Annotated in this window: 29 protein-coding genes and 1 riboswitch; of the genes, 6 read left to right on the forward strand and 23 right to left on the reverse strand. The window is 39.6% G+C overall.

What is annotated here, in order from left to right:
• Positions 1–688 precede the first annotated feature (688 nt).
• On the reverse strand, positions 689–1,057 hold the full coding sequence (locus HBHAL_RS11710) for a hypothetical protein (protein ID WP_041601348.1): 369 nt from the start codon (positions 1,055–1,057) through the stop codon (positions 689–691).
• 98 nt (positions 1,058–1,155) lie between these two features.
• Between HBHAL_RS11710 and HBHAL_RS11715 the strand changes: the two genes are divergently transcribed.
• A complete protein-coding gene (locus tag HBHAL_RS11715; RefSeq protein ID WP_014643634.1) occupies positions 1,156–1,650 on the forward strand; it encodes a L,D-transpeptidase family protein in 495 nt (164 codons plus the stop codon).
• Between the two features lie 138 nt (positions 1,651–1,788).
• On the opposite strand, the gene HBHAL_RS11720 is transcribed toward HBHAL_RS11715, so the two are convergent.
• The 4 genes from HBHAL_RS11720 to HBHAL_RS11730 all read right to left on the reverse strand — a co-directional run bounded on the left by HBHAL_RS11720 (position 1,789) and on the right by HBHAL_RS11730 (position 4,650).
• Positions 1,789–2,445 carry a reverse transcriptase-like protein gene (locus HBHAL_RS11720; RefSeq protein ID WP_014643635.1) on the reverse strand — a complete coding sequence of 219 codons (657 nt, stop codon included), beginning with the start codon at positions 2,443–2,445 and terminating at the stop codon, positions 1,789–1,791.
• Positions 2,446–2,680: 235 nt separating this feature from the next.
• Positions 2,681–2,920, reverse strand: a complete 240-nt coding sequence (locus tag HBHAL_RS21505; RefSeq protein WP_158512371.1) for a hypothetical protein — start codon at positions 2,918–2,920, stop codon at positions 2,681–2,683.
• Between the two features lie 110 nt (positions 2,921–3,030).
• Positions 3,031–3,462 (reverse strand): hypothetical protein, encoded by a 432-nt coding sequence (locus tag HBHAL_RS11725; RefSeq protein WP_014643637.1) that lies wholly within the window; start codon positions 3,460–3,462, stop codon positions 3,031–3,033.
• Between the two features lie 162 nt (positions 3,463–3,624).
• A complete protein-coding gene (locus HBHAL_RS11730; protein WP_041601349.1) occupies positions 3,625–4,650 on the reverse strand; it encodes an LLM class flavin-dependent oxidoreductase in 1,026 nt (341 codons plus the stop codon).
• 321 nt (positions 4,651–4,971) lie between these two features.
• Between HBHAL_RS11730 and HBHAL_RS11735 the strand changes: the two genes are divergently transcribed.
• Positions 4,972–5,865, forward strand: a complete 894-nt coding sequence (locus tag HBHAL_RS11735) for a proline 4-hydroxylase (RefSeq protein ID WP_014643639.1) — start codon at positions 4,972–4,974, stop codon at positions 5,863–5,865.
• Between the two features lie 179 nt (positions 5,866–6,044).
• Here the strand turns inward: HBHAL_RS11735 and HBHAL_RS11740 are convergent, their stop codons facing one another.
• Entirely contained in the window at positions 6,045–6,290 is a 246-nt protein-coding gene (locus tag HBHAL_RS11740; protein ID WP_014643640.1) for a hypothetical protein, read from the reverse strand.
• Between the two features lie 240 nt (positions 6,291–6,530).
• On the opposite strand from HBHAL_RS11740, the gene HBHAL_RS11745 reads away from it, so the two are divergent.
• The gene (locus tag HBHAL_RS11745) at positions 6,531–8,087 is read left to right on the forward strand and encodes an ABC-F family ATP-binding cassette domain-containing protein (RefSeq protein ID WP_014643641.1); all 1,557 of its coding nucleotides are present in this window, start codon (positions 6,531–6,533) and stop codon (positions 8,085–8,087) included.
• A gap of 52 nt (positions 8,088–8,139) precedes the next feature.
• Here HBHAL_RS11745 and HBHAL_RS11750 read toward each other — a convergent pair whose 3' ends face one another.
• From HBHAL_RS11750 to HBHAL_RS21980, 5 genes are all read right to left on the reverse strand, one after another.
• On the reverse strand, positions 8,140–9,042 hold the full coding sequence (locus HBHAL_RS11750) for a GNAT family N-acetyltransferase (RefSeq protein ID WP_014643642.1): 903 nt from the start codon (positions 9,040–9,042) through the stop codon (positions 8,140–8,142).
• A 377-nt stretch (positions 9,043–9,419) separates the two neighbouring features.
• Positions 9,420–10,205 carry a cytochrome c oxidase assembly protein gene (locus HBHAL_RS11755; protein WP_014643644.1) on the reverse strand — a complete coding sequence of 262 codons (786 nt, stop codon included), beginning with the start codon at positions 10,203–10,205 and terminating at the stop codon, positions 9,420–9,422.
• Positions 10,206–10,207: 2 nt separating this feature from the next.
• Complete coding sequence (locus HBHAL_RS11760; RefSeq protein ID WP_041601665.1) at positions 10,208–10,684, reverse strand: DUF2243 domain-containing protein; 477 nt, start codon at positions 10,682–10,684, stop codon at positions 10,208–10,210.
• A gap of 390 nt (positions 10,685–11,074) precedes the next feature.
• Positions 11,075–11,368 carry a hypothetical protein gene (locus HBHAL_RS21975; RefSeq protein WP_041601351.1) on the reverse strand — a complete coding sequence of 98 codons (294 nt, stop codon included), beginning with the start codon at positions 11,366–11,368 and terminating at the stop codon, positions 11,075–11,077.
• A gap of 95 nt (positions 11,369–11,463) precedes the next feature.
• Positions 11,464–11,646 (reverse strand): hypothetical protein, encoded by a 183-nt coding sequence (locus HBHAL_RS21980; RefSeq protein WP_407636688.1) that lies wholly within the window; start codon positions 11,644–11,646, stop codon positions 11,464–11,466.
• A 152-nt stretch (positions 11,647–11,798) separates the two neighbouring features.
• On the opposite strand from HBHAL_RS21980, the gene HBHAL_RS11770 reads away from it, so the two are divergent.
• Positions 11,799–12,938, forward strand: coding sequence for a DUF2515 domain-containing protein (locus HBHAL_RS11770; protein ID WP_014643649.1), 1,140 nt, complete (start codon positions 11,799–11,801; stop codon positions 12,936–12,938).
• A gap of 163 nt (positions 12,939–13,101) precedes the next feature.
• Here HBHAL_RS11770 and HBHAL_RS11775 read toward each other — a convergent pair whose 3' ends face one another.
• The 7 genes from HBHAL_RS11775 to HBHAL_RS11805 all read right to left on the reverse strand — a co-directional run bounded on the left by HBHAL_RS11775 (position 13,102) and on the right by HBHAL_RS11805 (position 17,962).
• The gene (locus HBHAL_RS11775) at positions 13,102–13,518 is read right to left on the reverse strand and encodes a VOC family protein (RefSeq protein WP_014643650.1); all 417 of its coding nucleotides are present in this window, start codon (positions 13,516–13,518) and stop codon (positions 13,102–13,104) included.
• A gap of 78 nt (positions 13,519–13,596) precedes the next feature.
• The gene (locus HBHAL_RS11780) at positions 13,597–13,902 is read right to left on the reverse strand and encodes a hypothetical protein (protein ID WP_041601352.1); all 306 of its coding nucleotides are present in this window, start codon (positions 13,900–13,902) and stop codon (positions 13,597–13,599) included.
• A 316-nt stretch (positions 13,903–14,218) separates the two neighbouring features.
• Positions 14,219–15,244: a thiazole biosynthesis adenylyltransferase ThiF gene (locus tag HBHAL_RS11785; RefSeq protein ID WP_014643651.1), complete on the reverse strand. Its 1,026-nt coding sequence runs from the start codon at positions 15,242–15,244 to the stop codon at positions 14,219–14,221.
• The gene (locus tag HBHAL_RS11790) at positions 15,241–16,008 is read right to left on the reverse strand and encodes a thiazole synthase (protein WP_014643652.1); all 768 of its coding nucleotides are present in this window, start codon (positions 16,006–16,008) and stop codon (positions 15,241–15,243) included. The genes HBHAL_RS11785 and HBHAL_RS11790 overlap by 4 nt, the downstream gene beginning before the upstream one ends.
• Positions 16,009–16,012: 4 nt before the next feature.
• Positions 16,013–16,216 (reverse strand): sulfur carrier protein ThiS, encoded by a 204-nt coding sequence (gene thiS, locus HBHAL_RS11795; protein ID WP_014643653.1) that lies wholly within the window; start codon positions 16,214–16,216, stop codon positions 16,013–16,015.
• Positions 16,213–17,346, reverse strand: coding sequence for a glycine oxidase ThiO (gene thiO, locus HBHAL_RS11800; protein ID WP_014643654.1), 1,134 nt, complete (start codon positions 17,344–17,346; stop codon positions 16,213–16,215). Before thiO ends, thiS begins: the two co-directional genes overlap by 4 nt.
• The gene (locus HBHAL_RS11805) at positions 17,339–17,962 is read right to left on the reverse strand and encodes a thiamine phosphate synthase (protein ID WP_014643655.1); all 624 of its coding nucleotides are present in this window, start codon (positions 17,960–17,962) and stop codon (positions 17,339–17,341) included. Before HBHAL_RS11805 ends, thiO begins: the two co-directional genes overlap by 8 nt.
• A 73-nt stretch (positions 17,963–18,035) precedes the next feature.
• A riboswitch (TPP riboswitch) is annotated at positions 18,036–18,133 on the reverse strand.
• Positions 18,134–18,492: 359 nt separating this feature from the next.
• On the opposite strand from HBHAL_RS11805, the gene HBHAL_RS11810 reads away from it, so the two are divergent.
• On the forward strand, positions 18,493–19,455 hold the full coding sequence (locus HBHAL_RS11810) for a sodium:calcium antiporter (protein WP_014643656.1): 963 nt from the start codon (positions 18,493–18,495) through the stop codon (positions 19,453–19,455).
• A gap of 67 nt (positions 19,456–19,522) precedes the next feature.
• Here the strand turns inward: HBHAL_RS11810 and HBHAL_RS11815 are convergent, their stop codons facing one another.
• The 4 genes from HBHAL_RS11815 to HBHAL_RS11830 all read right to left on the reverse strand — a co-directional run bounded on the left by HBHAL_RS11815 (position 19,523) and on the right by HBHAL_RS11830 (position 22,090).
• Positions 19,523–19,747 carry a YqkE family protein gene (locus HBHAL_RS11815; RefSeq protein ID WP_014643657.1) on the reverse strand — a complete coding sequence of 75 codons (225 nt, stop codon included), beginning with the start codon at positions 19,745–19,747 and terminating at the stop codon, positions 19,523–19,525.
• Positions 19,744–20,076, reverse strand: a complete 333-nt coding sequence (locus tag HBHAL_RS11820; protein ID WP_014643658.1) for an iron-sulfur cluster biosynthesis family protein — start codon at positions 20,074–20,076, stop codon at positions 19,744–19,746. Before HBHAL_RS11820 ends, HBHAL_RS11815 begins: the two co-directional genes overlap by 4 nt.
• A gap of 246 nt (positions 20,077–20,322) precedes the next feature.
• On the reverse strand, positions 20,323–21,117 hold the full coding sequence (locus HBHAL_RS11825; protein WP_014643659.1) for an SDR family NAD(P)-dependent oxidoreductase: 795 nt from the start codon (positions 21,115–21,117) through the stop codon (positions 20,323–20,325).
• Positions 21,118–21,124: 7 nt separating this feature from the next.
• Positions 21,125–22,090 (reverse strand): MBL fold metallo-hydrolase, encoded by a 966-nt coding sequence (locus HBHAL_RS11830; RefSeq protein WP_014643660.1) that lies wholly within the window; start codon positions 22,088–22,090, stop codon positions 21,125–21,127.
• 222 nt (positions 22,091–22,312) lie between these two features.
• On the opposite strand from HBHAL_RS11830, the gene HBHAL_RS11835 reads away from it, so the two are divergent.
• Positions 22,313–23,842 carry an AbgT family transporter gene (locus HBHAL_RS11835; protein WP_014643661.1) on the forward strand — a complete coding sequence of 510 codons (1,530 nt, stop codon included), beginning with the start codon at positions 22,313–22,315 and terminating at the stop codon, positions 23,840–23,842.
• A 40-nt stretch (positions 23,843–23,882) separates the two neighbouring features.
• On the opposite strand, the gene HBHAL_RS11840 is transcribed toward HBHAL_RS11835, so the two are convergent.
• Entirely contained in the window at positions 23,883–25,499 is a 1,617-nt protein-coding gene (locus tag HBHAL_RS11840) for a M20/M25/M40 family metallo-hydrolase (RefSeq protein WP_014643662.1), read from the reverse strand.
• Between the last annotated feature and the right edge of the window lie 61 nt (positions 25,500–25,560).

The raw sequence follows: 25,560 nt of genomic DNA on the forward strand, positions 1-25,560 counted from the left end.
CGACTCGCTTGTCGGTGGATGCTTGCCGCGGGCACGGCCTCAGCTAACTTGGTCAAGAAGACCGCTTGACCAAGTGGATCTTCGGCTCGCGCTGTTCCCGCAGGCGTCACCACCGAACGCTCATCGTGGAAGCAACGAAGATCCATCTAAAAAGAGGGGTATTCTGGAACTTATAAAAGTAAAAGAAAAGCGTGCTGGAGCTGGATAGAACTCCATGACGTTTAGGAATTGATGTATTATTCCCTCCTTATGAAGTGTAAGAACCGGAGAAGGAGCTAGGCGAGATCCCGCGCGAGGAAGCTTCTGGTAAAAGGAGGATCGACTAAGGTCGCCACGTCCTGCGGCAACGTCGATCGACCCTACGTCGTGTATGGCCTCAAATGTGGAATCGCCCCGAAAGACACGACCAGCATAAGCCGAGCATCAAAAGGACGGTGGTCTTTCCGTCCGTTGATGCTCGGCTTATGTCTCGAGGGTCTGGGTGATGGAACAAGACGAGTTATTTCCCCACCAGCCCTTCTCCAAATATCGTAATGGACCCAAATTATCTAGAAACTGAGTCTTCAAGTAACCAGCCCTATTGCGTAATAAGCCTCTTGTGAAAAATCAACAATAACCTTTAACAGAGCTAAAAAAATGAACAAGAACCTTTGTCAGACTAAGGCACTTGTTCATCTTAATATAAAATTTATATACGATTTTCATTAAACCAGTATGACTTAATTTCCTGGTCAGGATGATACTCAATTACTTCCACATTCATCTGATTTTTCTTATCATCTTCAGGTTCTCCTTTTATCTTGTATTTAAAGTTGAGGGCCTGGTCTTTATCAGGTAAGTAATATACTTGATCAAATTCTACTGTTTCTCCATTGTGCACTACAATAAACGCGTAATGTTTATCCCCTTCTTCAAATACCCCTTTTCCTCCTACCATCAGCTTTTGTTGTGCCAATAGTCCAGGAAGTTCTTCAACATTTTCAAAGGTTACTTCTTCTCTTCCGCATCCGGATAGTAAACTGATCATAAGGATGGAAAGTATAATTTTAACTTTCATTTCGATTCCTCTTCTTCCTATTTTAGATTGGAGAATAATGTCCACACCTTTCCTCATATATCTTTTAGGGATACCTAAAACAAGGGGAGGCTTTTCTATTGATTCATTATGTAAAAAAAGGCGAAACACTAACTCAGATATCCAGAGATTACCGAAAACCTTTAATGGAAATTATCAAAGCCAACCCGACCATAAACCCAAATATAATTGTACCCGGCCAGCCTATCGTCATCCCGGGTTTTCCCAGTACAGCAAGCATCCCCTACAGCATCGATATTTCACTCAACAACCGTAAACTCACGCTAATAAGAAATGGGGTCAAGCAAAAGGAGTATCCCATTGCTGTTGGCCGAATGCTGCAAGGCACACCGACAGGCAGCTTTATTATTATTAACAAAGCTGCCAATCCAGGAGGTCCATTTGGTACTCTCTGGATGAGTTTATCAAAAGAACATTATGGCATTCATGGGACAAATAATCCCAGCTCGATCGGCAAAGCCGTTTCGAAGGGCTGTGTTCGTATGTACAATCGGGATGTAGAAGAATTGGCCAGTATCATCCCTATAGGGACTCCAGTTCTTATCCACCGTTAAATCATCATTTTAACCCCAAAGACATGATAGTGAAAAATTTCATGCTTTTCTTTCCTAAAAAATCCCCCATGAAGGAGAGACTCCTCTCTAACATGGAATCTCTCTAATTGCCTAGTTCTATACAATATAATTATAAGACTAATTAACTTCACTGGTACTAATAATCTCAATGTTATTTAAAGCTTGAGAAGCTAAACGGTCCGCTTCTCGGTTATCTTTCCTAGAAATTAAGTGATACTGAGGTTGAATTCCTAATTGAATAAGCTTTTCGTCAATTCGATCCGCCCATTTAGCCAGTGATTCTTCCAGACATGGCCACTCTCCAATCAATTGATTGATAACGACTTGAGAATCACCAATAAATTTTACGGGCAAATGATGTACCCCTAATAAATCCAGTTCAAGTAATGCGTTATGAAGCGCAGCATACTCTGCTTCATTATTCGTGTCAAGTTCATGTACTAAAACATTTTTTCTAAGGCGAAAAGATTTGCCATTTTGATCATAGTAGATGGCGCAGCCAAGCCCTGAATTCTTAGTTCCCAAATCAAAACCCCCGTCAAAATATACTTTTACATTATGGGGCTCCGTCTGAATTCCTATCATATACTCCTTCAATTCTTTTAATGTCCATTCCGTGTTGTAGCTATCTAGAAAAGCTATCGACTTTGCCCGCTTTGTCTTTAACATATCCTCTGCAATCAGGATGGCTTGTGAAGCATGTAATCCATCCGAAGTAAAGTTTGCCTGCGGACCTTTTGGAACGTGGTATACTATTTCCATTCTTACATCCATGAGATGACCCCTTTGCTTTAGATATCTCTTTATTATGTTCCAAAACTTTTCTTTACACTATAAGAGTGATAAGAGTGCCCTCTCCAATAGACTAATTCGCTTTAGTGGAAACAGATTTTTTAGTTAAACAAGCAGCTATTTAACTTGTTTTTTATCTACTATGCTAACTTATATTAATAAGAGTGAGTAAGAAACGCATAGACTAAGTCTATGCGTTTCTTTGACCTAATATCATTCAGCTAAAACTCCTAATCCAAGTGTTGTTTACAATTTCTTTATAAAGCAGTACCACAGTGGCGGCGATAGTAAAAATCGTTAAAGGTAATGCGGCCGGTCCACTCTGCAAAGTTCCTATAATAATCGCAATAAATGCCCAGGTTAATGTTAAGAAATAAGGCAGGCTGAATTTCATTTCCATTAAGAAATAATGAGCAGTGAAGGCTGCTAAAGACAGAACAAGTAACTGCCTCGACAACCCTAAAAAGTTACTCAGTGGCAAACCATAATAATGAAGGGCAGAGGCTAAATTAGCGAAAACGGCTACTGTCGTCCAGCCAAAATATAAGGCAAACGTAAGAAGGACAATTACTTTCTCAAAAAAATTTTAAAAGAGACTGAAAGAAGCTCACGGAATACGATTCTAAGCGCAACTCCCATTGCCATAAAAATTAATACGGTGGTAGGAAGCCATACATTCAATGCAGCCATAATCCATAAATCAAAGCCTAAAAATATGAGAATAGATTGGAAGGAAATCTTATCCAAATATTTATAGTTATAAGTGAATGGTAAGAGCTGATAAATACCATAGATGATCGTACCTGTCACGATGATCGACCAAATAAGGAAGGCGTAGTCTGCTGGGATAATAAAAGGATCGCTTCCAGATTCCTCAAAAAGCGGACCGAAACGTTGAGCAATTATTACTGTTATGGGCTGGGATAATGCTGTCAGCAGTACAATACTACGTTTAATGATTTTCCATTTATCTTTCAGCCAATGCCACAGCCTCTTCACCTATCTTCCATCCTCGTTTACCTACTTTATATGATTATATCCTCTTCTTAACAACAAATAAATGGCAAGCATCTAATCTATTCCTATACAATTCAAAGTGAACCCAATTTTAGAACAATAATTTTAAAAAAGCGCCTGCTCTGTGAGCAGGCGCTTCTAGTCCTAAGAATCTTCTTTAAATAGTTCAGCTACAATTTCATAGGATCGAATTCTTGCTTCGTGGTCGTAAATCTGAGAAATGACCATCAATTCATCAGCCTGTGTTTTATCAATAAAACTTTGAAGTTGTTCTCGAACGGATTCCTTACTTCCAATGATTGAAGATCCTAATTGCTGTCGAAGAGCCATTATTTCTCTTTCAGACGCCACTTCCTCAATACTTTCAACAGGCGGCTGCAGCGGTAGTTCCGTATTCCGGATCAGATTTAAAAACTGTTGATATAAGGAGGTAGCTAAACGTTCTGCTTCTTCATCTGTATCTGCAGCTACAATGTTAACTCCGAGCATCGCATGAGGACTCTCCATAGATTCTGAGGGTTGGAATTGACTGCGGTAAAGATCAAGAGCAGCCAGTGTATTGTTAGGTGAAAAATGACTAGCGTAAGCAAAAGGGAGACCAAGCTGTGCTGATAATTGGGCACTAAATCCACTAGAGCCAAGCAGCCATACAGGTATGTTTAAACCGGTACCTGGTATAGCACGGACCTTCTGTTTACCAGAACTTAAAGAAGGATCAAAATACGTGCGAAGTTCATTCAACAATCTTGGAAAATCCTGCCCATCACTCTGCAGTTCTCTCCTCAAAGCCTGAGCTGTTACTCCATCAGTACCAGGAGCTCGTCCCAGACCTAGATCAATCCTTCCCGGATATAATGTTTCAAGAGTTCCAAATTGTTCCGCAACAACTAAAGGAGCATGATTAGGGAGCATAATTCCACCGGAACCTACTCTAATTGAATTTGTATTACCAGCTACGTGGCCTATTAATAATGAGGTCGCCGAGCTCGCGATAAAAGGCATATTATGGTGTTCAGCCAACCAGTAACGATTATATCCCCATGCTTCCACATGCTGTGCCAGATCAATTGTATTTTGAAAAGAAACAGCCACTGAGCCCCCTTCTGTAATAGGAGATAAATCCAATACAGAAAAAGGAATAGATTGAATTTTCTTTTGTATATTAGACATAAACTTCATCTTCTTTCTTTTAAATTAATTACAGTAAATCCAATACTAGAAGCGTATCAGGGACATTTATTTTTTCAAAATAAAACGATTCCGAAATATATTATTAGATGGTAATTCTGATTTCCCACTGATTACTCAACTACTACTATTACAATATAATTATAAGTTTAGTTTAGTTTTTTGAATTTAATGTTTATTCTGAATATGAAAGGGTATCAGTTGGAGCACAAGAAGATTTATTTATTGAAATATTATTCTTGGCTAATGAATGACCCCGATGAAGCACACCATGAATCAATATTTTAGAAGGAGTGTTTAATTGTGGAAGATCTTTATCCATCCAGGTACAGTAGTGAACCCGAAATTGTAAAAAGGAAGGATCCTGTTATTCATGCTGATCGTTCAAAAGACCATGAGTCACCCTTGTCGACCGAACAACTTGATTTCTATGAACAAAATGGGTTTCTTCAAATAGAGAACTTCTTTTCTGAACAGGAAGTTTCTGAAATGCAAAAAGCAATATTTGAGCTGCAGAATTCTAATCAGGACAGTGAATCGGATATGATTATCCGCGAGCCGGAAGGAAACGAAATTCGTTCTATTTTTAAAGTTCACGATAGTGATGAGTATTTTAAAAAAGTAGCTAATGATCAGAGAATATTAGACATTGTGAACCATTTACTCGGAAGTGAAGTTTATATTCATCAGTCACGAATTAATTACAAGCCTGGATTTACCGGCAAAGAATTTGATTGGCACTCTGACTTTGAAACGTGGCATGTAGAAGACGGCATGCCAAGAATGAGAGCCGTAAGTTTATCGATTGCATTATCAGATAACTACACATTTAATGGTCCACTTATGCTTGTACCAGGTTCTCAAAATTACTATGTGAAATGTGTCGGTGAGACTCCTGAAGATAATTACAAGGAATCTCTAAAAAGACAGAAGTTAGGAGTACCTGATCAGGAAAGCATGAGATGGCTCGCCGATCAAGGAGGAATTTCTGTTCCAACAGGTAAAGCCGGAGCTATAACGCTGTTTGAATCCAATACTATGCATGGTTCAAACGGAAATATAACACCCTACCCTAGAAATAACATGTTCATGGTTTATAACAGTGTAGAAAATCAGCTGGTTGAACCTTTCTCCGGGAATCAGGCACGTCCTGATTTTATCGCCGAGCGTAACCCTAAACTAAAAGTAAACAAATAAAATAAAGCGCCAAGCCTTTAAAGGCTTGGCGCTTTATTTAGTTCTAGGAAAGGTTTTTATACGTTGTAAAAGGTCCCCACTTACTATTTATCTATGATCCTTCCCACGCACAGAATAGAAGGGAATGAACATTTTAGCGGCCAGCAATAGAAACAAAATTTAACACATACCGCTGAACGTTAAATTAAATTAAATAAGTCTCTTATTACTATGGAGAAGCCAATGACAAAAGTAAGCAGATAAATAAAACCTTCACTACGATGTTTAGCTTTAACATTTTCAAATCCGAACAGTAAGAAAACAACAGGTAAAAAATAAAAAATGAAGTTCGGAAGTGGATCAAAGTTTTCATTCATTAATCGGTAGCTAAATAAAAATATAGAAATAATCGCTAATAGGAGAGTTATTTTCCGAAACAAGCTCACATTCCTCGCCCCCTTCAAAATAATTTGCGGTCTGCCACAATTGGGTGATTTTTCAAAAAAACCACCTATCTTATTGTATAATAAGTTCCACTTGATATTGGATATTAAACCCTACGACAGTATAAAACCTAAAAAAGACTGCTCCTTTGTTCACCAAGAAGAATCTCTACTATCACTTTCTTCTCATCCCCTTTATAATGATAGGGGTATGAATTATATAGAAGGAAATAGGTGTTTCACATGAGTTTACTTACAGTAAAAGAATTAAGTCACGGTTTCGGAGACCGCGCTATCTTTGAAAATGTATCTTTTCGTCTATTAAGAGGCGAACATATAGGTTTAATTGGTGCTAATGGTGAAGGTAAATCAACCTTTATGAACATGATTACTGGTAAGGTAGAGCCTGATGCCGGTAAAATCATTTGGTCTAAAAACATTCGAATAGGTTATTTGGATCAACACGCAGATCTACAGCAAGGTATGTCAATAAGAGATGTCTTGAGAACTGCATTCCAATATCTGTTTGATATGGAAAGTGAAATGAATCATCTGTTTGGAAAGATGGGTGAAGTGGATCCCGAAGAACTGGAAAACCTTCTTGAAGAAACCGGGCGGCTGCAAGACACATTGACTAACAATGATTTTTATACGATCGATGCAAAAGTTGACGAAGTTGCTAATGGACTTGGACTTGATGAAATCGGGCTTGAGCGCGATGTTACAGACCTAAGCGGTGGACAGCGTACAAAAGTATTACTTGCCAAACTGCTTTTGGAGAAACCCGATATATTATTATTAGACGAGCCAACAAACTATCTCGATGTTGAACATATAGAGTGGCTGAAAAAATACCTCCTGGAATATGAGAATGCATTTATTCTTATTTCCCATGATATTCCATTTTTGAATAGTGTCGTAAACATCATTTATCACGTGGAAAATCAGGAATTAACTCGGTACCCGGGCGACTACAATGAATTTTTAAAAGTGTACGACATGAAAAAGCAACAGCTTGAAGCCGCTTATAAAAAGCAGCAAAAAGAAATTGCTAACCTAAAAGACTTTGTAGCGCGTAATAAAGCTAATGCTGCGACGAGTAAAATGGCAATGTCCCGACAGAAGAAACTTGATAAAATGGACGTCATCGAACTTGATTCCGAAAAACCAAAACCCCAGTTTAACTTTAAACAAGCTCGAACTCCAGGGAAATATTTGTTTGAGACTAATGATCTTGTCATCGGGTATGACGAACCTCTCTCCAGACCTCTCAACTTATCTATGGAACGCGGGGAGAAAATTGCATTATCTGGAGCGAACGGAATTGGTAAAACTACACTATTAAAAAGCATTCTTGGGGAAATACAGCCGGTTGAAGGCTCCGTTCAATTAGGAGATCATCTTCATATTGGTTATTTTGAACAAGAATTAAAAGAAACAAGCAAAAACACGTGTATTGAAGAAATTTGGGAGGAATTTAGACATTTTACCCAATATGAAGTACGTGCTTCCCTTGCAAAATGCGGCTTAACAAAAAAGCATATTGAAAGTAAAGTGCAAGTACTAAGTGGCGGGGAAAAAGCAAAAGTACGTCTATGTAAATTAATTAACAAAGAAACAAACCTTCTTGTACTCGATGAACCTACCAACCACTTAGATGTAGATGCGAAAGCAGAATTGAAGAGAGCCTTACAGGATTATAAAGGAAGTGTCCTGCTTATTTCTCATGAACCAGATTTCTATATGGATGTTGTTACAGACGTATGGAATTGTGAAGATTGGACTACAAAAGTTTTCTAATTGTACATTTAAACGTCCAGAACATGGTACATGTTCTGGACGTTTGTTATTCTCATTTGAGATTTCTCTTTGCGAGCTTAAAATAATCCATTGTAGAGGTTTCTTCAAATCCGCAAGTCTGATAAAGACTTAAAGCATTCCTATTTTTCACTGCCACTTGAAGCTTAATATCATGGACTTTTATTTCATCCAGTTTCTCTATAGATCTTAATAAAATTTCTCTTCCATACCCCCTGCCCCGATACTCTGGTAGTACTCCTAAACCATAAATTGCACCGGTGCTGCCTTCCCTATTCAAGTGCACTTTCCCTATACATGATTGCTCAAGCTCAGCCATATAAATATCAATCCCACGCTTAGCCTCTTCTTCTGGAAGAGTGAGTTCAGTACTCGGATCAGTTTGAAAGAAAATGTAATTTTGTCTCGCAATTTCTTCTGCGTCCTTATTCATTGCTTTTCTAAGGGAAATCTGCCTTGAAACCGTCTTCTCTACTGACTCATTCATCAGAAACATTTCGTATTCAGACTTCTCATAGTGAGCCCCAGTAGATTTAATAAATGCGTGACCTGAGCGCGAACGGTGATCAGATAGTAATAACATATCTTCAGATGACCTTCTGAGCCACTCACCTTCGACCAATCCATATAGTCGGCTGAAGACTCCCCTTCTTCTGTAATCCGGGTGCACCATTCCATTTACTTCCATCACTTCAGCCCCGAATTGACATATACCGATGTACCCTATAAGCATTTCTCCCTCATAAAACATAAATTCATTGGACTTATTTATATCTTTCATTTCATGAAAAGAATGACTTAGTTTATAATCAAGTTCCAGTTTGAGCGATAGATTATCATGTGCTATGCAGGCTTCCATTAGCTTTGTAACTCTTTTATAATCGTCATAACTCGGGAATTCTTTAATGACTATACTGGGTCTTTTAATTGGAACCATAAATTCTCATCTCCTTTTTAAGATCTTTAGTTATAGAATTATAGTCAAGAAAACCTGAAGCGCTTGCCCCGAGGTAGATGGGATATAATGTCGTAAATTATCTAGTGATATTTATTCTTCTGGTTAGGAAATCAGTCCATCTTTCTTATTAAAATGAGATCTTATATACCCTTTGAGATTATGCTCCAAAAAAAGAACGCTTATATTAAAAGAGTACCTTTAATATAAGCGTTAACTTAACTTATTTTCAATATAAGTTATCCACCTCACCAGCTGCCAGGGAGTATTCCATAAGAAAAATCATCCCACTATCATTTCCCGGAAACATTTCAACTAACAACGAAAGATTTAACACTATTCAGATTGGGATAAAACATTTAAGCTAATACCTCACCCGGACGCGTATTTTTATACCAGTGATAGCACAATAACACGATAATGATGAGGTCAATAAAGTCTCCACCATAGTACATAAGCATTCCACCTGTCTGCGCTTCTTGTACACCAACTCCCTCAGGGGGATGAGCGTAGATATATTTTGAGAGAATACCATGGGCTGCCAAGGCACCAATTAAAACGATGGATCTGTATATATAACTGAGCCGGTGAGGAACAGGGTCTATGTAAATTAATGATGCTGTAAAAATGTAGCCTGCTGCAAAAATATGGACATGCACTAAGATATGAACCATAAGGTTCGTATGCATCCAACTGTACAAACTCGTTGTATAAAGAATCCAAAGACCGCCAATATTCAGTACAGAGGCTATTATAGGATGACTCATAAAACGCACAGGATAACTACGAAGAAGGCTGGCCACAATTTTCGCTTGTCTTACAGGAAGTGACCGTAAAAGTAAGGTAACGGGAGCTGACATAACTAGTAAAACAGGAGCAAGCATACCAAGCAGGAGATGACTGACCATATGCATAGTAAAATTGCTCATTGCCTGATATGCGATTGGTCCTATAACAGATATAGCAGCACAAACTATACCAAATGCGAAACTAACATACCGATACCAGGGCCATACTTTTAATCGATTATGACGGCTTGAACGCACTCCTGCATCTATATACAAGATAACGATAAGGAGAGCTCCAATACTTATAAATAGCGCGGACATACCGGTTGTAACATTTGCAATCTGAGCGTGATTCACTATTATTTTCTCCCGCCTGGGATGCTGTTCCTTCTTCGGGTCTTATATAAAATTATGCTTCCTGCAATAATCATCAGTACAGCTGATCCATTCCATACAAGGTCGTATGGTAATAGATCCTCCACATACCTTATTTGGTGAATTCGCATCAGTTTATGTTGAATGGTTCCATCATAAAGTTGAAACCCTCCCGCTCCAATTAAAACGGCTCCCCACCATTTGACAGGCCAGAAGGCATTTCTGCGGCGCAGATCAGCCACTAAAAATAAAGCAGCCACTGTTGCAAACCAACTGAAAGCATGAAAGAATCCATCGGATACTAACCCGATATCGGTAGTTGATTTATCGTAAAAATGATGCCAGTGTAACAATTGATGAAAAACGGTTTCATCAATAAAAGCAGCTACTCCTATACCAAACAATATTCCTGCACCTATGTTCCTAAACGAATACCTAAGCTTTTCTTCATTATTTGACATATTATTTCTATTTATTTTTTCTGTCACCTTCTATAGACTCCTTATTATATTTTGTGTCCCCCTTAAAAAATTCCATTTTTACCCATACCTTATAATGTGAAGATGTAAACCTGATAAAGTTCATATATTTCCTAATTCCGAATGGATCGCTGCTTTTTATTTATTTAGCTGTGTTAACCTCCGTGTTGATTTTAAGGTTAAGCTCCCAATACTAGAAGACTCGATTTCGATATAAATGGGCCCGTTACTAAAATAGGGACGAGGGTTGGTTGAAAAATAAGTCGCTTTCCTGCGTCCCTACACGCCGCAGGGGCGATCGATATGGCCAAAGGTCGTTTCACTCCCCGTGCGGGACTCTACTCGTTATGGCTCATTACATTCAGTAACTAGCTAAAATACCCATTCGATGGAACGAGTATCATCTTCAAAGAAAGAGTCTTCACCGCTCCGATTTTTATGATAGATGCTCAACTTTGAGAAATCAGGTGTCTGACTGTTAACAGCCTGATATTTTTTGTGAGCAAGGAGAAGAATAGGAACTAGGTCTGCTCTTCCATACACAGATATATCGTAAAGTTGTATAGGAAATGAAGGAGGCAGATAATAAACTACTTCAACAGGGATAGTAAAATTATCCGGCCAATGGTATTGTCCATTCAAACTCAACGAAATTTTTGTAAACATAGATGCTTTTGTATAAAGTTTCTTGCTTTCTGAAGTTCAATATCTTCTTTCTTGTATAATCCAGAAAACAGCAAAGCACAATAGGCTTCAATAGTTTATGATAAGTTGCCGCTTTCTTCATCATTAAACAACTTCCAGGCTCCGTTTCTTTCCTGTCTACTTATAATACGAGCGGTAAGTTGCTGAATCAATTCTTCTTCATGAAGATTAAGGGTACGTAATAAAATAATCATATAAGCATTCGTAATAATTTCAGTTTCAATGGATAATTCCAGAATCCATCCTTAATTTGCTGTTCTATAAAGAGATTAATAAGCCGCATTATTTCTAATTCAACGATCTCCTCCAACCTCGTCCCTCTTTCTTCTACCAATAGTTTAAATGTATTCATCATGCGCTACATACACGCTGTGAAAGGAGGCGGAAGCTAATGTTAAGAAAATGGATAACGAATCATAACCAGTACTCCATGTTAAAGGCTGAATTAAAAAATAAAATAAAAGAAAAAACCACTTCTACCCTCTCGAAAGAAGAAAGAAAGCTTATCCTGAGCATTCGCGATAAAACGAAGCAAAAAAACAGGAACAATGTTACTAGAACCATGGCTTATCTAGAATATTTCAAACTTCATCCAGAGATCCATTGGTCTTTGCTAGCTCATTTAGTTTCCAGAAATGCCGGCTGGAATATGACTGATTTAAAAGGAGAATTTTTGACCAGGCTGCTTACCCCAAAAGAACAAAATGATTTTTACCTTTTTCTTGAAAGAGGAAATTGGCTCATATTTCAGGATGCCTATCCGCAGTTATTACTTTACGAAGCGAGCAAGAAGCAAAATACCTCCTTATTTCACTTACTGACTCATTTGAATGTATCACGATTTATGGAGCCTTTTTGGATGCACTTTTGGAAAAATCAATCCAGTTCGCTGCTCACGACAGCCTTAATTATAAACGAACAAAATTATATCGAGAGCCGGGTTATCCTGAATGTTCAGTATCAAAAAAATGTGCTTGATACCATCTTATTTAGACTACAAGATATATTTGACTTGAATCACATACTTATTCCTTATGAAACGCAAAATACTAAAAAAACAACTTTTGTAGGAGGAACCGTTCACCATTTTTCTTCATTAGAAGATCGTATTCTTTTAGGTAAAAAACTTTATCATGATCTTTATTCCATTAAAAGCCGTCTTAATTACATCATAACTTGGACAGAGCAGCATCCTCATACAGGGTCACGTCACGATTTTTGGCCTCATCTTTTTACCGAGGTTAAAAAAAATTTACCTAGTTCTAACCAAATGCTACCTCATACGCCGATTGAACTGAATAAGCACAGTCCACGTATTTACAGTCCTAAACTTAAAAATGTTTGGGAAGATTGGACACACTCTGCTGCTGAGGAGGGGGATTGGTTCAAGGACATGACGATGTTCCCATTAGTTAAGAAGAAGATTAATCACAAAGAAGAAAATGTATTAAACCATTACTGGAATACGATCGAAAAGCTGGAGATAGCGGTATTTGCTAAGAAATTATTTACTCGTCATTCTCATTATTAGATAATGAAACTTTTTTCCAATACAAAATGAAGGCGGGCGTGGGAGCGTTAAATATCACTGGGAAGCTAATCATTGAGAATTTCACTATCCAAACCAGCCATTGGACAGCATGCCTTAATACACGAAAACGTCCCTTTAACTTATGAAAAGGGACGTTTTCTCTTCAACCAATATCAAACTTTTCTTTAAAGACAGAGCTCAATTCACTCCATACATCAAACATGTTTCCATCTATATCGTAAAAAATAAAGTTCTTGCCACCATGGCCTCTGTTTTCAAATGGACCAACCTGGACTCCTTGACTAGCCAATTCGTTATAAAGTATTTCAAGCTCCTCTTTACCATTTACTTCAAAGGTTATCGAAAAGCACTCTTCACCTCTCTCATCAATAAAATTGGCAGTTTCTTTTTCTTTTGCTTTTACAAGAAAGAAAATTAGGTTCGCCATATTAACTATAGCTTTATTCTCATCTTTGTACGTGACATAAGCTCCTAATTTATCTACATACCAGTCTGCTGCTTCATCCACACGTTGAACAGGTATATAAATCGTTCCTACCCTGAGTAGATTTTTTGTCATACTTAGGATCTCCCCTTACTTTCAATGAATATTGTTAAGAGAACTAAATGGGTAGAGCGCATGTTCTTTGATTTTCCATTAATAAATGACACCATTAACTATTATTTCTAAGACCCTGTAAAGTCCCCAAACAAGCAGCAGAAGACTTAATGTACATACTATTAAAAACTCGTATATTCTTTCTTTCCGCTTCAACTTCATAATAGAATAGCCACTCATTAATGCTGCTGCTATAATAATCGCTAAGCTCTCATCCAATGTAGATTCTGTAAACGACTGTAAGAGCGCAATAATTACAATACCAAGGATCGCTAGTCCTTTTTTCTCTACTGAATAAAATTCCTCCTTTAAAATTATATCCCTAATTTGTTTCCAATTGGGCATGTTTGACCACCTGTCCAACCCCTTCAGGCTGTAGTTAACGATTTATTTGAACGACCTCCATTATATTTTTACTTAATCTCTGTGAAAAGAGATTGTAGAGAGATCTCCAAACTCTAGCCTTTATTGTATTCTCTGTGTAACCAAAATTATAGGAGTACGTTTCGAACGAGTATTAGGTAAGCGATCATGGGTGTGACAACGGTCTTGCGTCAGCTGGTTCCATAATCTTAATTTCTATTCCCAGGCTTAATAATCCTTCCTTTCTATTATTAAAAACACGCTCTTATTGTAAGAGAGCGTGTTTTCATGCTAGGAATCATCCTCCAATATAGCGGTTATAAAGCGTTTTGGCTTCACTTATATCTTTCGTATCATGAACGAGTACGCGACCATCCTGAAAAGCTACCAGCCGGCGCCCTTCTACCGTAAGATTCACAAGAAATGAATTACCTTCTACTCTTCCGCCCTCGACAGCTTGAAGCCTGTCAGAGAGTTCATCCAGATTTCTTTTTTCCTTGTTTGCTGGACGAATTTGCACCGTGTCCCGTCCGCATAATACCGCTGTTCTAGATAAATTTACAGGGTCGAGATGAGGATAGGTGGCTGCCTGCCCGCAAGAAGGGCAATCGTCTTTTTTTAGTTTTTCTACCTTAATAGTTGACTGTTGGTTTTTCCAAATATCGAAATAAAACAGGTTTCTTCTTAGAGATTTGTAATCTTCTACTAAAAGCTTCAATGCTTCGGTAGTTTGATAAGCAGCAACAATTTGAACGGCAGGGCTGATAATCCCCACGGTATCGCATGTTTCTCCTCCCATGGGAACAGATCCTAACAAACATGAGAAGCAGGGAGTCTGCCCTGGAACTACAGTATAAGAAAGTCCATAACTACCTGTACAGGCGCCGTAAACCCAGGGTACTTGATATTTCTGTGAAGCATCATTAAGAAGCAGCCTGGTTTCAAAGTTATCAGTAGCATCAATCATAACGTCTACACCATCGATCAGTTCCTCAATTTCGTGAATCGAAACATCCATGATCTCACCTGATATTTTGATTTCTGAATTTATTTCTCTCAATCGATCGGCTGCAGCTACTGCTTTTGGAATACGTTCCATTGCATCCCTCTCAGTGTAAAGCTGCTGGCGCTGCAGGTTGCTCCACTCTACATAATCCCGATCGACTACCGTGATCTTCCCAACACCCGCACGGGCCAACATTTCCGCATTACTTGTTCCTAAAGCTCCTGCTCCTATTAAGAGCACATGCTTTTCATTTAGTTTTCGCTGTCCATTTTCGCCAATAGGTGAAAACAATATTTGTCTAGAATATCTTTCCTTCAACCAATGCTCACTCCTTCCGTAGGGCTGCTTGCGGTCGCGTAAGTTTTCTTAGGGATTCGACCTGCTTCATAGCCTAATCTGCCGCCCTCGATCGAGAGCTTCATCGCCCGGGACATTTTTACAGGGTCTTCCGCTTGAGAAACAGCCGTATTTAGTAAAACACCGTCAGCCCCAATCTCCATCGCCTGAGCTGCATCGGACGGGGAACCTATGCCCGCATCTACAATAACTGGAACTGTTGACTGTTCTATAATAAATTGTAAGTTTAATGGGTTGATAATTCCCTGGCCGGAACCAATCGGTGAAGCTCCAGGCATAATGGCATGCACCCCTAAGTCCTGCAGCCTTCTTGCCAGCATAACATCATCCGAAGTGTAAGGCAGCACTATAAAGCCTTCTTCCAATAGTATCTTAGAAGCTTTTAATGTTTCAATTGGATCAGGAAGCAAGGTGCGCTGATCACCGATTACTTCTACTTTGATCATATCGCATAATCCAGAAGCTTTAGCCAGCTTAGCCGTTCTGACTGCTTCCTCTGCCGTTTTAGCACCCGCCGTGTTTGGCAGCAGTGTGTATTGATCCGTATCAATCATTTCCAAGAAATTAGGCTGATCTGCTTCAAAGATATTCATCCGGCGAACGGAAAAAGTTAAAATTTCTGCTTCGGAAACTTCTACAGCTTGCTTTTGAATGGAATAGTCAGGATATTTTCCGGTGCCCAGCAATAACCTTGAGTGAAAATTACGATTAGCTATGGTTAACATTTTTTCATCCTCCTCCAACAAATTGAACAATTTCTATTCGGTCCTCATTCGTTACAGCTTCTTCGGCGTGTAAAGATCTATCCACAATCACTTGATTTCTCTCGACAATACCAACCTTATTATTTAATTTAAAATAGGCCAAAAGCTGCTCCACGTTAGTCACATCATCCGGTACTATCATTTCCTCGCCATTAATAAAGAGTTTCATAATGAACTCACCTCCATATGGTTTTGAAAGCGAGCAGGTGAAAAAGCTGATAAATCTGTTATGAGCTTCGTTTCCCCTGCAATATAATCTGCCATTACCTTCCCAGTAACTGGACTTAATAATATCCCGTTACGATAATGACCCGTGCTAAAATATAAGCTGTTCAATTCTGGGTGCGCTCCCATAATCGGCAGACCGTCTCCAGTCATAGGTCTCGTCCCAGCCCAAATCCGATCAATTTCTGCTTTCCCCAGTAAAGGCAGAAGCCTCTTGGCTTTATGAACCAATCCTTCGATTCCCTCCATGGTTACCCGCTGGTCAAATGTATAAGGAGTAGAAGTTGCTCCAACAATTATTTCCCCGCCTTTTTTCGGAACGAGATAGCAATCATCCGTAAAAATGGTTGTATGAAGGATCGGTTTTTCTGTTTTAACTGCTAGAGCTTCTCCCTTTACAGGGTATAAAGCCTGTTCTTTACCAGGTAAAAAACGACGACTCCACGCTCCGGCAGCCACTAGAACGGCACTTCCATAAAATTCCCCAGCGTCTGTAGCTACTCCTACTACTTGATTTTGTTCACGTATTAACTGATAGACATCAGTAGATTCACGAAAAGTCACTCCGTTTACAGCTGCAGCCCGCGCAAAAGCCTGGGTAAGATCTGGAGCTGATACATGGCCTTCTTTAGGAAACCATATACCTCCAACTAACGAATCTGTTAGACATGATTCCATTCCAACTATTTCTTCTCTGTCTTTCCAGAAGGATTCTTCCCCTTTCAGCTTTTGATTTGCAGCGATTTCCCGGTAACGAACTCTCTGTTCTTCCGTAAAAGCTAGTCTCAATATCCCCTTTTGTGAAAGCCCAATGTCTATTCCAGTCATGTCTTTTAACTCTACAGCTAAGTTTGGAAACATCTCTCGACTCGTACGCGCCAGTTCGTACATAGGGCTTTGCTCTTCCAACTCCGTTTGGACCCCAAGCATCCCAGCAGCTGCACTGGAAGCTTCTTGTCCAAGAGATCTTTTCTCCAGAACTAAAACCCGTTGCCCTTTCTTCGATAGATAAAAAGCTGTAGAACAGCCTATGATCCCTCCGCCAATTATAATCGTGTCGTACTTCTTAGGCATGATAACAACTCCTTTGAATCCTTGATTGAAACCTCCAGGCTTTCTCCCCAGGGTGGTGTGCTTCAGCAATGGAAGACATTACGGCTATTCCGGATACCTTTGTTTGAAGAACTCTCTCCAAATTGGATAAGTGAATTCCTCCAATAGCTATTACGGGTATGGAAACCGCTTCGGTTAATGAAGCTAATGATTTCACGCCTTTACCCTTAAGTCCCGACTTACTTTCGGTCTGATAAACATTTCCGAAAAGAAGGTAATCAGCCCCCTCCCTTTCTTTTTGGCATCCTGCTTCCAATCCATGAATGGAACAACCTACTCTCAGATTAGGATAGAGTCTTTTCACCTTCTCCGGGGAAGGCCCACATTCTGGAAGTTGAACTCCTGCTGCTCCCCATTTTCCAGCTACCGAGTAATAAGAGTTTACAATGATTTTTGTACTTGATATCCCTTCTTTTATAAGAGTGTAGACCCATCTCTCTATTTCTTCTTCCTCCCGGTGCTTTTCACGAAGGTGTATAGCCGTGACGGAGGATTGTATTGACAGGGCAGTCTGACAGAATTCATCCAACTCTTTTTTTCCATCTGAAAGTACATGAAGTTCCCGCTTCAAACTCATTTCACTTCCTTTCCCATAAAAAAAACCGCTCCCCATAGGGAAGCGGTTTTTTAGCAGATATTTGTAAACACATATGCTACACCCTCTACTTTCCTACGCTGGTATCGTCCAGATCAGGTTCTAGGGTTCAAACGCATTTGTCTCAGCCCGAAGGCACCCCTAGTAGAGCTTGTTTCAATATTTAGTTAAGTTCAGTATAACATTGGATCTTTTTAAATTCCAAAATATGCAAGTATGATCCAGAAGAAAATTTTTCCTAAAGAGGCTGTGAGTAAACAGAAGTTTAGTGATGATGATGAATTCGTAACGTTTCTCATTTGAAATAGAACGTAATCTTTGACTCTTTTATCTACTCAAGCTATATTAATAGTAACAAGGGGAGTAGCGACCGGATATCGGCTAATGAACCGTCAATACGGTATTCTTTATACCTGGTTCATTGGACTAAGTTCTGCTTAGTACGCAAGACCTTGGTACAATTTATTTTTGTGCCAGGGTTTTTTTATGTTCTGGCAGAAAGGAGAAACGATATGATTTATTTTGTATTCATCCTTGCTGCAGTTGTCGTAGTGATAAGTGCTGTCTACCTCAACCAGTTCGGGGACGTTATTAGCAAGAAATCTTCCTTGAGCGGTGCTGCAGTAGGAACTTTTTTAATCGCCGGAGCTACCTCACTCCCGGAATTAACCACAAGCTTAACTGCTGTGTACATTGACAACCCAGATATAGCGGTTGGTAATATGCTGGGGAGTAATGTATTTAATCTCCTCATCCTTGCCAGTATGGATATTATTTATAGAAGACAACGGTTATTTCAAAAAGTGAATAATAAGGAGAATATTCCGTCGGCCTCTATTGGCCTAGTTTTCCTTCTCATTATTATTTTCTCTCTCTGGATGCCTGGTTCGATTGAAATTTTCGGGGTGGGTATTGAGATGATCGTCATTGTCCTTCTTTATATATTCAGTATGAAGTTTATATCTGGAGGAGAATCCGAACAAGAAGAAGAAGAACTGACTAAAGATTACTCGCTGAAAGCAGCCGTTATCGGCTTTATTATTGCTTCTGTCATTGTTTTTATTTCTGGAAGTGCTTTATCTGTTTCAGGTGACCGGATGGCTGAAGCATCAGGACTTGATGCCAGTTTTGTTGGCAGCTTTCTAATTGCAGCCTCAACTTCTCTGCCTGAACTTGTAGCCGTGTACGCTGCCTTCAGGTTGGCCAATTATAATATGGCCATTGGTTCCATACTGGGAAGCAATTTGTTTAATATTCAACTGTTAGCTTTGACCGACTTGTTGTATAGAGAGGGAGCTATCCTTACTTCTGTCCAGTCTTCTCATATATTTATTGCATGTCTTGGACTCGTTATGACATTAATTATGATCTTTCTGCTTATACGCCCAGCTAGTATGAGAAGTCACTGGCGTTATGCAGCACCTTCTCTTCTCATGACTTTAATTTACTTTGTCGCTTCTTATGTATTGTTTTAGTATAAAATCTATTATTAGATCCAATCTAAGGTTAAAAAAAGTAGGCTTCCATTCAATAAATGGAAGCCTACTTTTTAAACGTTTTCCAATCAAGTTCACTTTCATTTAGAAGCTCTTCAAAGCTTTTATTTGCTTCTTTTTTCTTTTTTTCTTCAAGTCGTTTCTGCTTTTCTTGCTCCAAACGTTCGGCTTCGCTTTGTTTTAATTCAGATTTTTTTGAACGAAGCTGAGTCAATACATCCTCATTTAACTGCTCACTTAGTGATCCTTCTCTTTGTTCTTTCTTACTCATACGGCTTCGCCTTCTTTCACATCTTTTGGAGAGATAATAGGATTAAGAATCCCGTCAGGACTTGAAAGGCGGAAGCTGTTTTTAATGAAATCAAGTTTCATATCCGGCTTAAAGAAAGTGGCTTGTTGACGATCAATGATCACTTTGTACTCTGCATTTACCACCAAATTATCTGTCTTCAGAATTTGATCGGTAAACCGAATGGTAGGGAGCCCGTTCACTCCACATCCACACCCCTCTGTATCATAATACAGTCGGATAATTGGGCGACTCTGATCTTTCATATCTTCAAGCTTCTTTTTGGCCTCATCTGTGATACGTAATTTCAATATCGATCCCTCCTAACACTATCATAAAAAAATGATTACTCTATGGCAATTCTCTTGCTCATTCAGCTGATGTTATCCACCATGGTACCTCAGATGGCAGAGTAATTTCTATTACTAATGCTAACAGCAACTTAAACATTTATCATTCTCCAACATTAACAGGCTGTGGACTCTTTAAAAATACCATAATAGGACCACATTCATGGTGCCATTAAAGTACCAACACCCTCCTGAAAAGCAGAACCATTATTTTTTATTGAATTGGCGTTCCATTGCTTTTTCCAGAAAAGCGGGGGCGAGAGAATACATTTTACTCCCCGAATTCATCCAGCCTGGCATATTAATCTCTCTCTGCTGAGAAAATAAGTGCTCAACTACCTCAGCCGCTACTTTATTAGGATCCAGCATAAATCGATCTACAGCTTTTTCGTAGGCTCCTGTAGGGTCTGCCTGATTAAAGAAATTCGTACGTACTGGCCCCAGGTTCACAGAAGTCACATAGACTCCCTGACTTTCCACTTCCATACGGAGACCATTGGTAAAACCTATGACGGCATGTTTGGTAGCGGCATAAACAGAAGACTTTGGAGTCGCTATTTTGCCAGCTTGAGAAGCGATATTAACTATGTGCCCTCTCTTTTGCTGCAGGAAGTGAGGGAGCAGTTGATGAGTAGTTCGAAATAAGGATTTTACATTGATGGAAAGCATTCGATCGATATCTTGCCACTTTGCTTCTGAGACCAGGTCGAAAACAGCCATCCCTGCATTGTTGATCAATCCATCAATCGATCCATGATCATAGCATATTTGATCAATAACATCTTTCCATTCGGCATCGTTAGATAAATCAGCTTTGTACCAGTAACAAGGTACGGAAAAGGCAGCTTCTATTTTTTCTTTTATAATGGCAAGGCGATCAGCAGACCTAGCCACTAAAATGGGTATGCCTCCTTCACGCGCCACATGAATAGCTAAATATTTACCAATTCCACTTGAAGCGCCCGTTATTAAAACTTTTTTATCTTTGACTAATTCATTCATATAACCATCACCTGTTTACATAATAATATTTTTGTTCACCTGAAAATTCGGCGATTACAGCTTTTTTGTTTTCTAAGTAATCCAACTGGCCGATCGTTTCAGACATCGTCAGGCCAAACTGACTTTCTATATGTTTAGGAAACAAACGCCTGCATACATCATATGCACATAAACTCTCTTCTTCAAACATATTCAGGACTTTGAGTGCGCGCTCCTCTTGTTTTTTAAGACGCTGAATGACTAATTTATCTGTGTTCTGAAACGTCTTTCCGTGCCCTGGATATACCATTTGAATATTTCTATCCAATAATTTTTCCATAGAAGCCCGGTATTGAAGAAGGGGGCGGGGACGATCCTTCTCGATGCCATATGGAGGTTCCAACAAGGGGTTGGAAGAGATATGGGCAAGCAGATGATCGCCGCCAATAAAGGATCCATCAGCTTGTCGATAAAACGAAATATGACTCTGAGCATGGCCAGGAGTCTCTATCGTTACCCACTCCTCGTGCCCTGGAATCCTGTCTCCCTCCGTTAGTTCAAGTGTCAATGTGCCTTCTGCGCTCCATTTCAAGGGTTTACGAAGAGATTTGAGCAAGCCTAAATACTGTTCCGGCACCCCTGATTCTTTATACATACGATGAAAAAATTCCTCATATCTCAAAAAGAAAGCTTCTTCTCTTTCAAGCCATGGTTTTAACTTCGGGTGAGCAGCCACTGTGCTCAGATTAGGAAAATGTTCGATCAATCCCATATGATCTGGATGGTGGTGGGTTAGTACAATCTGATCTATATCACCTGGACTATATCCAAGTTCTTTTAATTGAATTACCAATTCACTCCAAGCTGCGTCAGTTTTTACACCTGCATCTACCAGGGTGAGCCGATCACCTTTCAGTAGGTATAGATGTACGTCTCCCACCGCATAAGGGGTAGGAAGTGTGATTTGGTAAATAGCATCTTTTAAGGTTTTCATTCGGTATCCTCCAAACTGAATGAACATTCATTTTATAACCATTGTACCACGCTTTCGTAATATATTCCTGCTGGTTTCAAAAATATCACGACTATTTTTTAAATTTACAATATTCTTTCTAGTGAAACATTTTCAATAACTCTTCAAATCTATGTCTCCAGCTATTATACTTTAACGCGTTATTGTAAAATTTTTAGCCTTGTCATTTTAAGGAGGAAACTCATGGAACACCAAGAAAATAGAAGTCGTACCGTACGGATACTGGACTGGATTGAACGTGTGGGAAATAGACTTCCCCATCCAGTTACGTTATTTGCTATATTTGCTTTTCTTGTCATCCTAGCATCCTGGATATTTTCAACCCTTGGAATTCAGGTAGAAGATCCTGCAACTGGAGATACTCTTGAAGTTACCAATTTACTATCTAGCGAAGGAATCAAATATATCTTTGAAAGTATGGTAGAGAACTTTGTAGGATTCGCTCCACTCGGAACCGTTCTAGTTACGATGCTCGGTATCGGAGTGGCTGAAAGATCCGGTCTAATCAGCGCAATGCTAAGAGGGCTGGTTACATCTGTGCCACGTTTCTTAATGACGGCTGCTCTTGTATTTGGAGGTATCATGTCAAGTATGGCTGCCGACGCAGGTTACGTGGTGCTCACGCCTCTTGGTGCTGTCCTTTTTGCCGGTTTAGGTCGTCATCCTTTAGCAGGATTAGCGGCAGCCTTTGCCGGTGTATCTGCTGGGTTCAGTGCTAATTTGCTGCTTACGTCTCTTGATCCTCTATTGGGGGAATTAACTAAAGAAGCAGCTAAAACTATTGATCCCGGCTACGCAGAAAACATTCTATACACCATGAACTATTATTTTATGATTGTGTCTGTTTTTGTGCTTACTATTGTTGGAACACTCATAACTGATAAACTTGTCGAGCCAAGACTTGGAACTTACCAAGGCGGAGTTAAGGAAGAGGTCAACTATGTAACGAAACTTGAAAAGAAGGGAATGCTTGGAGCACTTCTAGCTCTAATCATTACAATCGGTCTGTTGTCTCTTCTCGTCGTCCCATCCTGGGGTCCGATGAGAAATCCTGACGACTTTCTCGCCTCCCCTTTCTTCCATAGTCTAGTACCCATTATCCTGCTCATTTTCTTTGTTCCCGGTTTGGTCTATGGAAAGATAACAAAAGAAATTAAGAATGATAAAGATGTTGCCAATCAAATGTCAGAAACTATGGCTACCATGGGAATGTATATTGTTCTTGCTTTCACAGCAGGACAATTTGTGGCTTATTTCACGCATACCAATATGGGGAAAGTAATCGCTGTAAGTGGAGCCGAATTCCTGGATGCTATTGGTTTGAATGGAATAGGTTTGATAATTGCGTTCATATTTGTGGCGGCTTTCATAAACTTGTTTATCGGAAGCTCATCCGCAAAATGGGCGATTATGGCTCCGGTGTTTGTTCCTCTTATGATGCAGCTTGGCTATTCACCTGAGCTGACTACTTTAGCTTACAGAATCGCCGATTCGACGACGAACATTATTTCACCGTTAATGCCGTACTTCGCCATTGTAATTGCTTTCGCTCAAAAGTACGACAAAAACGTGGGAATTGGAACCCTGATTTCAACCATGCTCCCTTATTCCATAGGTTTCTTTGTTGTATGGATCGTAATGTTATTCATATGGATGCTGACCGGATTTCCGATTGGTCCAGATGCAGGATTCTTTTATGAACCGAACAATTAAGATGACAAAAGCCCGGATGCCTGACAGCATCCGGGCTTTTTTATGAACTGAAAAAATGATGGATGGTTTCCGCTAAGATATGCGGGAGCTTATCAAAACTGTAAGTTAATTCAAGTCGTTCCGTCCACTGGTGGGCGTCTCTGCCTCGTGGCCCAACATTAATGATAGGCATCGTAATGGTTTCCATAATTTTAGCAGGTAATTCATACCCTTTTCCTTGTATAGGCATCTGATTAAGTAAATGATCAATGGAAGATTTCATAGAAACCGGTCCAATAAAGCTCAAGTCGGAAAGCCCTGTGAAATATTCCACTTCAGTCAAGTTCACCCCAAATTTGTCGCGAGCTGTCTCGATCGCTTTTTTCGCACCGCTTTGGATAAGCGGGTCATGGTGAGAAGACACAGATGGATAGAAAGGAGGGCTGTAGAATAAAACAATCATTGGACTGATATCTTTACATAACGAAGCAAGATTTTGCACAAGACTCGTAGAAAAATCACGGTCTCCTTCATCCCGCTGATTAATCAAACGATTTTGACGACGCTCTACCTCCCTCGTTCCATACCGTTCTACTGCTTCTTTGTACAACTGTTCGTAGGTCAGGATCTGAATTTCCGGTGAAAAATTCGACGTTTGCGTGCCTTCTAAATAAAAAGAGGCCTGGTGATGGTAATGATTAATGATTTTAGCGCGGGCACGCTGGGCAGCCAGTAACAATTTTTCGTTCAACTGTTCAATCGTCTGCTTCATATATAAAACATTATACATCGCTACAGCAGACTGTGGTGTTTGAACGGAATAATGATGCTTTAAGTCACGCTGCATCAGACTAATAGGAGGGGGTGTTCTCTCCCCATCTACCTGCTCAATAAAAGTTTCGTTCAACTCCATCTCTTGAGCAATATAGCTGACCATCAAGTTAGCATTCAGACCAGCGAAAGGCTCGCCGGCATGTGTTTCTTTCCCGTAGCAAAAGAAACCGGGAAGCGTCTTCCCAATTGATCCCGTATATAGATAATTAGCTGGATCACCAGGGTATTTGCTAAACATTGGTTCTCCATTGATGGCTGTTTTATAATTCAGATTTTCTTTATCTCTTATCTCTGCAAGAGCCGGCAAAGCAGCTAGCATCCCTTCTGAATTGACTTCCTCATCAGGTACGGCTACAAGCAGTAAATTTCCATCAAACTCCCCTTCCATTGCTTTTTCCAACAGTGAAAGGTGCAGGGTTAATCCTGCTTTCATATCCATAATTCCCCGGCCGAACAACCAGTCTCCTGTCAATAAATCCTTGGCGGCATCTTTAGGCAGCACACCCGGGTTTTTATGAAGCTCCTGTGTTAATTCTTTCGGGTGAAAAGCCAAGTTCTGCCAGGAGCCATAATCTTCGACTCCAACCACATCTGCGTGGGCAATGAGAACAATTGTATCTTTTGCTTCTCCTTGTTTTACAAGAGCAGTTAACAACTGTCGTCCGTCATCCAAAGGGTGAAGGTTTAAGTGCTCAGGGTGATCTTGATAATATTTACGATCTTCTAAAATATAATATAAGTATTCAATAACTGCGATCTCCGCATTACTCCCTGTAATACTTGGATATTCCACTAACGAACATAGTAGATCGGTTAACTGTTCTTTTGTCTGCCACTGTCCCATGTTTTACACTCCTTATTGACTTTTTCTGGTTTTTCGAACACAATCAAACTCAAGGTCCAAC

The sequence above is a fragment of the Halobacillus halophilus DSM 2266 genome (assembly GCF_000284515.1).
In the GTDB taxonomy this organism is placed as follows: Bacteria; Bacillota; Bacilli; order Bacillales; family Halobacillaceae; genus Halobacillus; species Halobacillus halophilus.

Bases quoted from the DNA above. Each gene is read 5' to 3' on its own strand.
- HBHAL_RS11830 (WP_014643660.1), bottom strand. From the start codon at position 22,090: ATGAAAACCTTAAAAGATGCTATTTACCAAATCACACTTCCTACCCCT.
- HBHAL_RS21975 (WP_041601351.1), bottom strand. From the start codon at position 11,368: ATGTTTACAAAAATTTCGTTGAGTTTGAATGGACAATACCATTGGCCG.
- HBHAL_RS11750 (WP_014643642.1), bottom strand. From the start codon at position 9,042: ATGGTTCCAATTAAAAGACCCAGTATAGTCATTAAAGAATTCCCGAGT.
- HBHAL_RS11730 (WP_041601349.1), bottom strand. From the start codon at position 4,650: ATGTCTAATATACAAAAGAAAATTCAATCTATTCCTTTTTCTGTATTG.
- HBHAL_RS11825 (WP_014643659.1), bottom strand. From the start codon at position 21,117: ATGAATGAATTAGTCAAAGATAAAAAAGTTTTAATAACGGGCGCTTCA.
- HBHAL_RS11710 (WP_041601348.1), bottom strand. From the start codon at position 1,057: ATGAAAGTTAAAATTATACTTTCCATCCTTATGATCAGTTTACTATCC.
- HBHAL_RS11840 (WP_014643662.1), bottom strand. From the start codon at position 25,499: ATGGGACAGTGGCAGACAAAAGAACAGTTAACCGATCTACTATGTTCG.
- HBHAL_RS11835 (WP_014643661.1), top strand. From the start codon at position 22,313: ATGGAACACCAAGAAAATAGAAGTCGTACCGTACGGATACTGGACTGG.
- HBHAL_RS11720 (WP_014643635.1), bottom strand. From the start codon at position 2,445: ATGGATGTAAGAATGGAAATAGTATACCACGTTCCAAAAGGTCCGCAG.
- thiS (WP_014643653.1), bottom strand. From the start codon at position 16,216: ATGAAACTCTTTATTAATGGCGAGGAAATGATAGTACCGGATGATGTG.
- HBHAL_RS11760 (WP_041601665.1), bottom strand. From the start codon at position 10,684: ATGTCAAATAATGAAGAAAAGCTTAGGTATTCGTTTAGGAACATAGGT.
- HBHAL_RS11815 (WP_014643657.1), bottom strand. From the start codon at position 19,747: ATGAGTAAGAAAGAACAAAGAGAAGGATCACTAAGTGAGCAGTTAAAT.
- HBHAL_RS11805 (WP_014643655.1), bottom strand. From the start codon at position 17,962: ATGAGTTTGAAGCGGGAACTTCATGTACTTTCAGATGGAAAAAAAGAG.
- HBHAL_RS11775 (WP_014643650.1), bottom strand. From the start codon at position 13,518: ATGACAAAAAATCTACTCAGGGTAGGAACGATTTATATACCTGTTCAA.
- HBHAL_RS11790 (WP_014643652.1), bottom strand. From the start codon at position 16,008: ATGTTAACCATAGCTAATCGTAATTTTCACTCAAGGTTATTGCTGGGC.
- HBHAL_RS11810 (WP_014643656.1), top strand. From the start codon at position 18,493: ATGATTTATTTTGTATTCATCCTTGCTGCAGTTGTCGTAGTGATAAGT.
- HBHAL_RS11770 (WP_014643649.1), top strand. From the start codon at position 11,799: ATGTTAAGAAAATGGATAACGAATCATAACCAGTACTCCATGTTAAAG.
- HBHAL_RS11780 (WP_041601352.1), bottom strand. From the start codon at position 13,902: ATGCCCAATTGGAAACAAATTAGGGATATAATTTTAAAGGAGGAATTT.
- thiO (WP_014643654.1), bottom strand. From the start codon at position 17,346: ATGCCTAAGAAGTACGACACGATTATAATTGGCGGAGGGATCATAGGC.
- HBHAL_RS11745 (WP_014643641.1), top strand. From the start codon at position 6,531: ATGAGTTTACTTACAGTAAAAGAATTAAGTCACGGTTTCGGAGACCGC.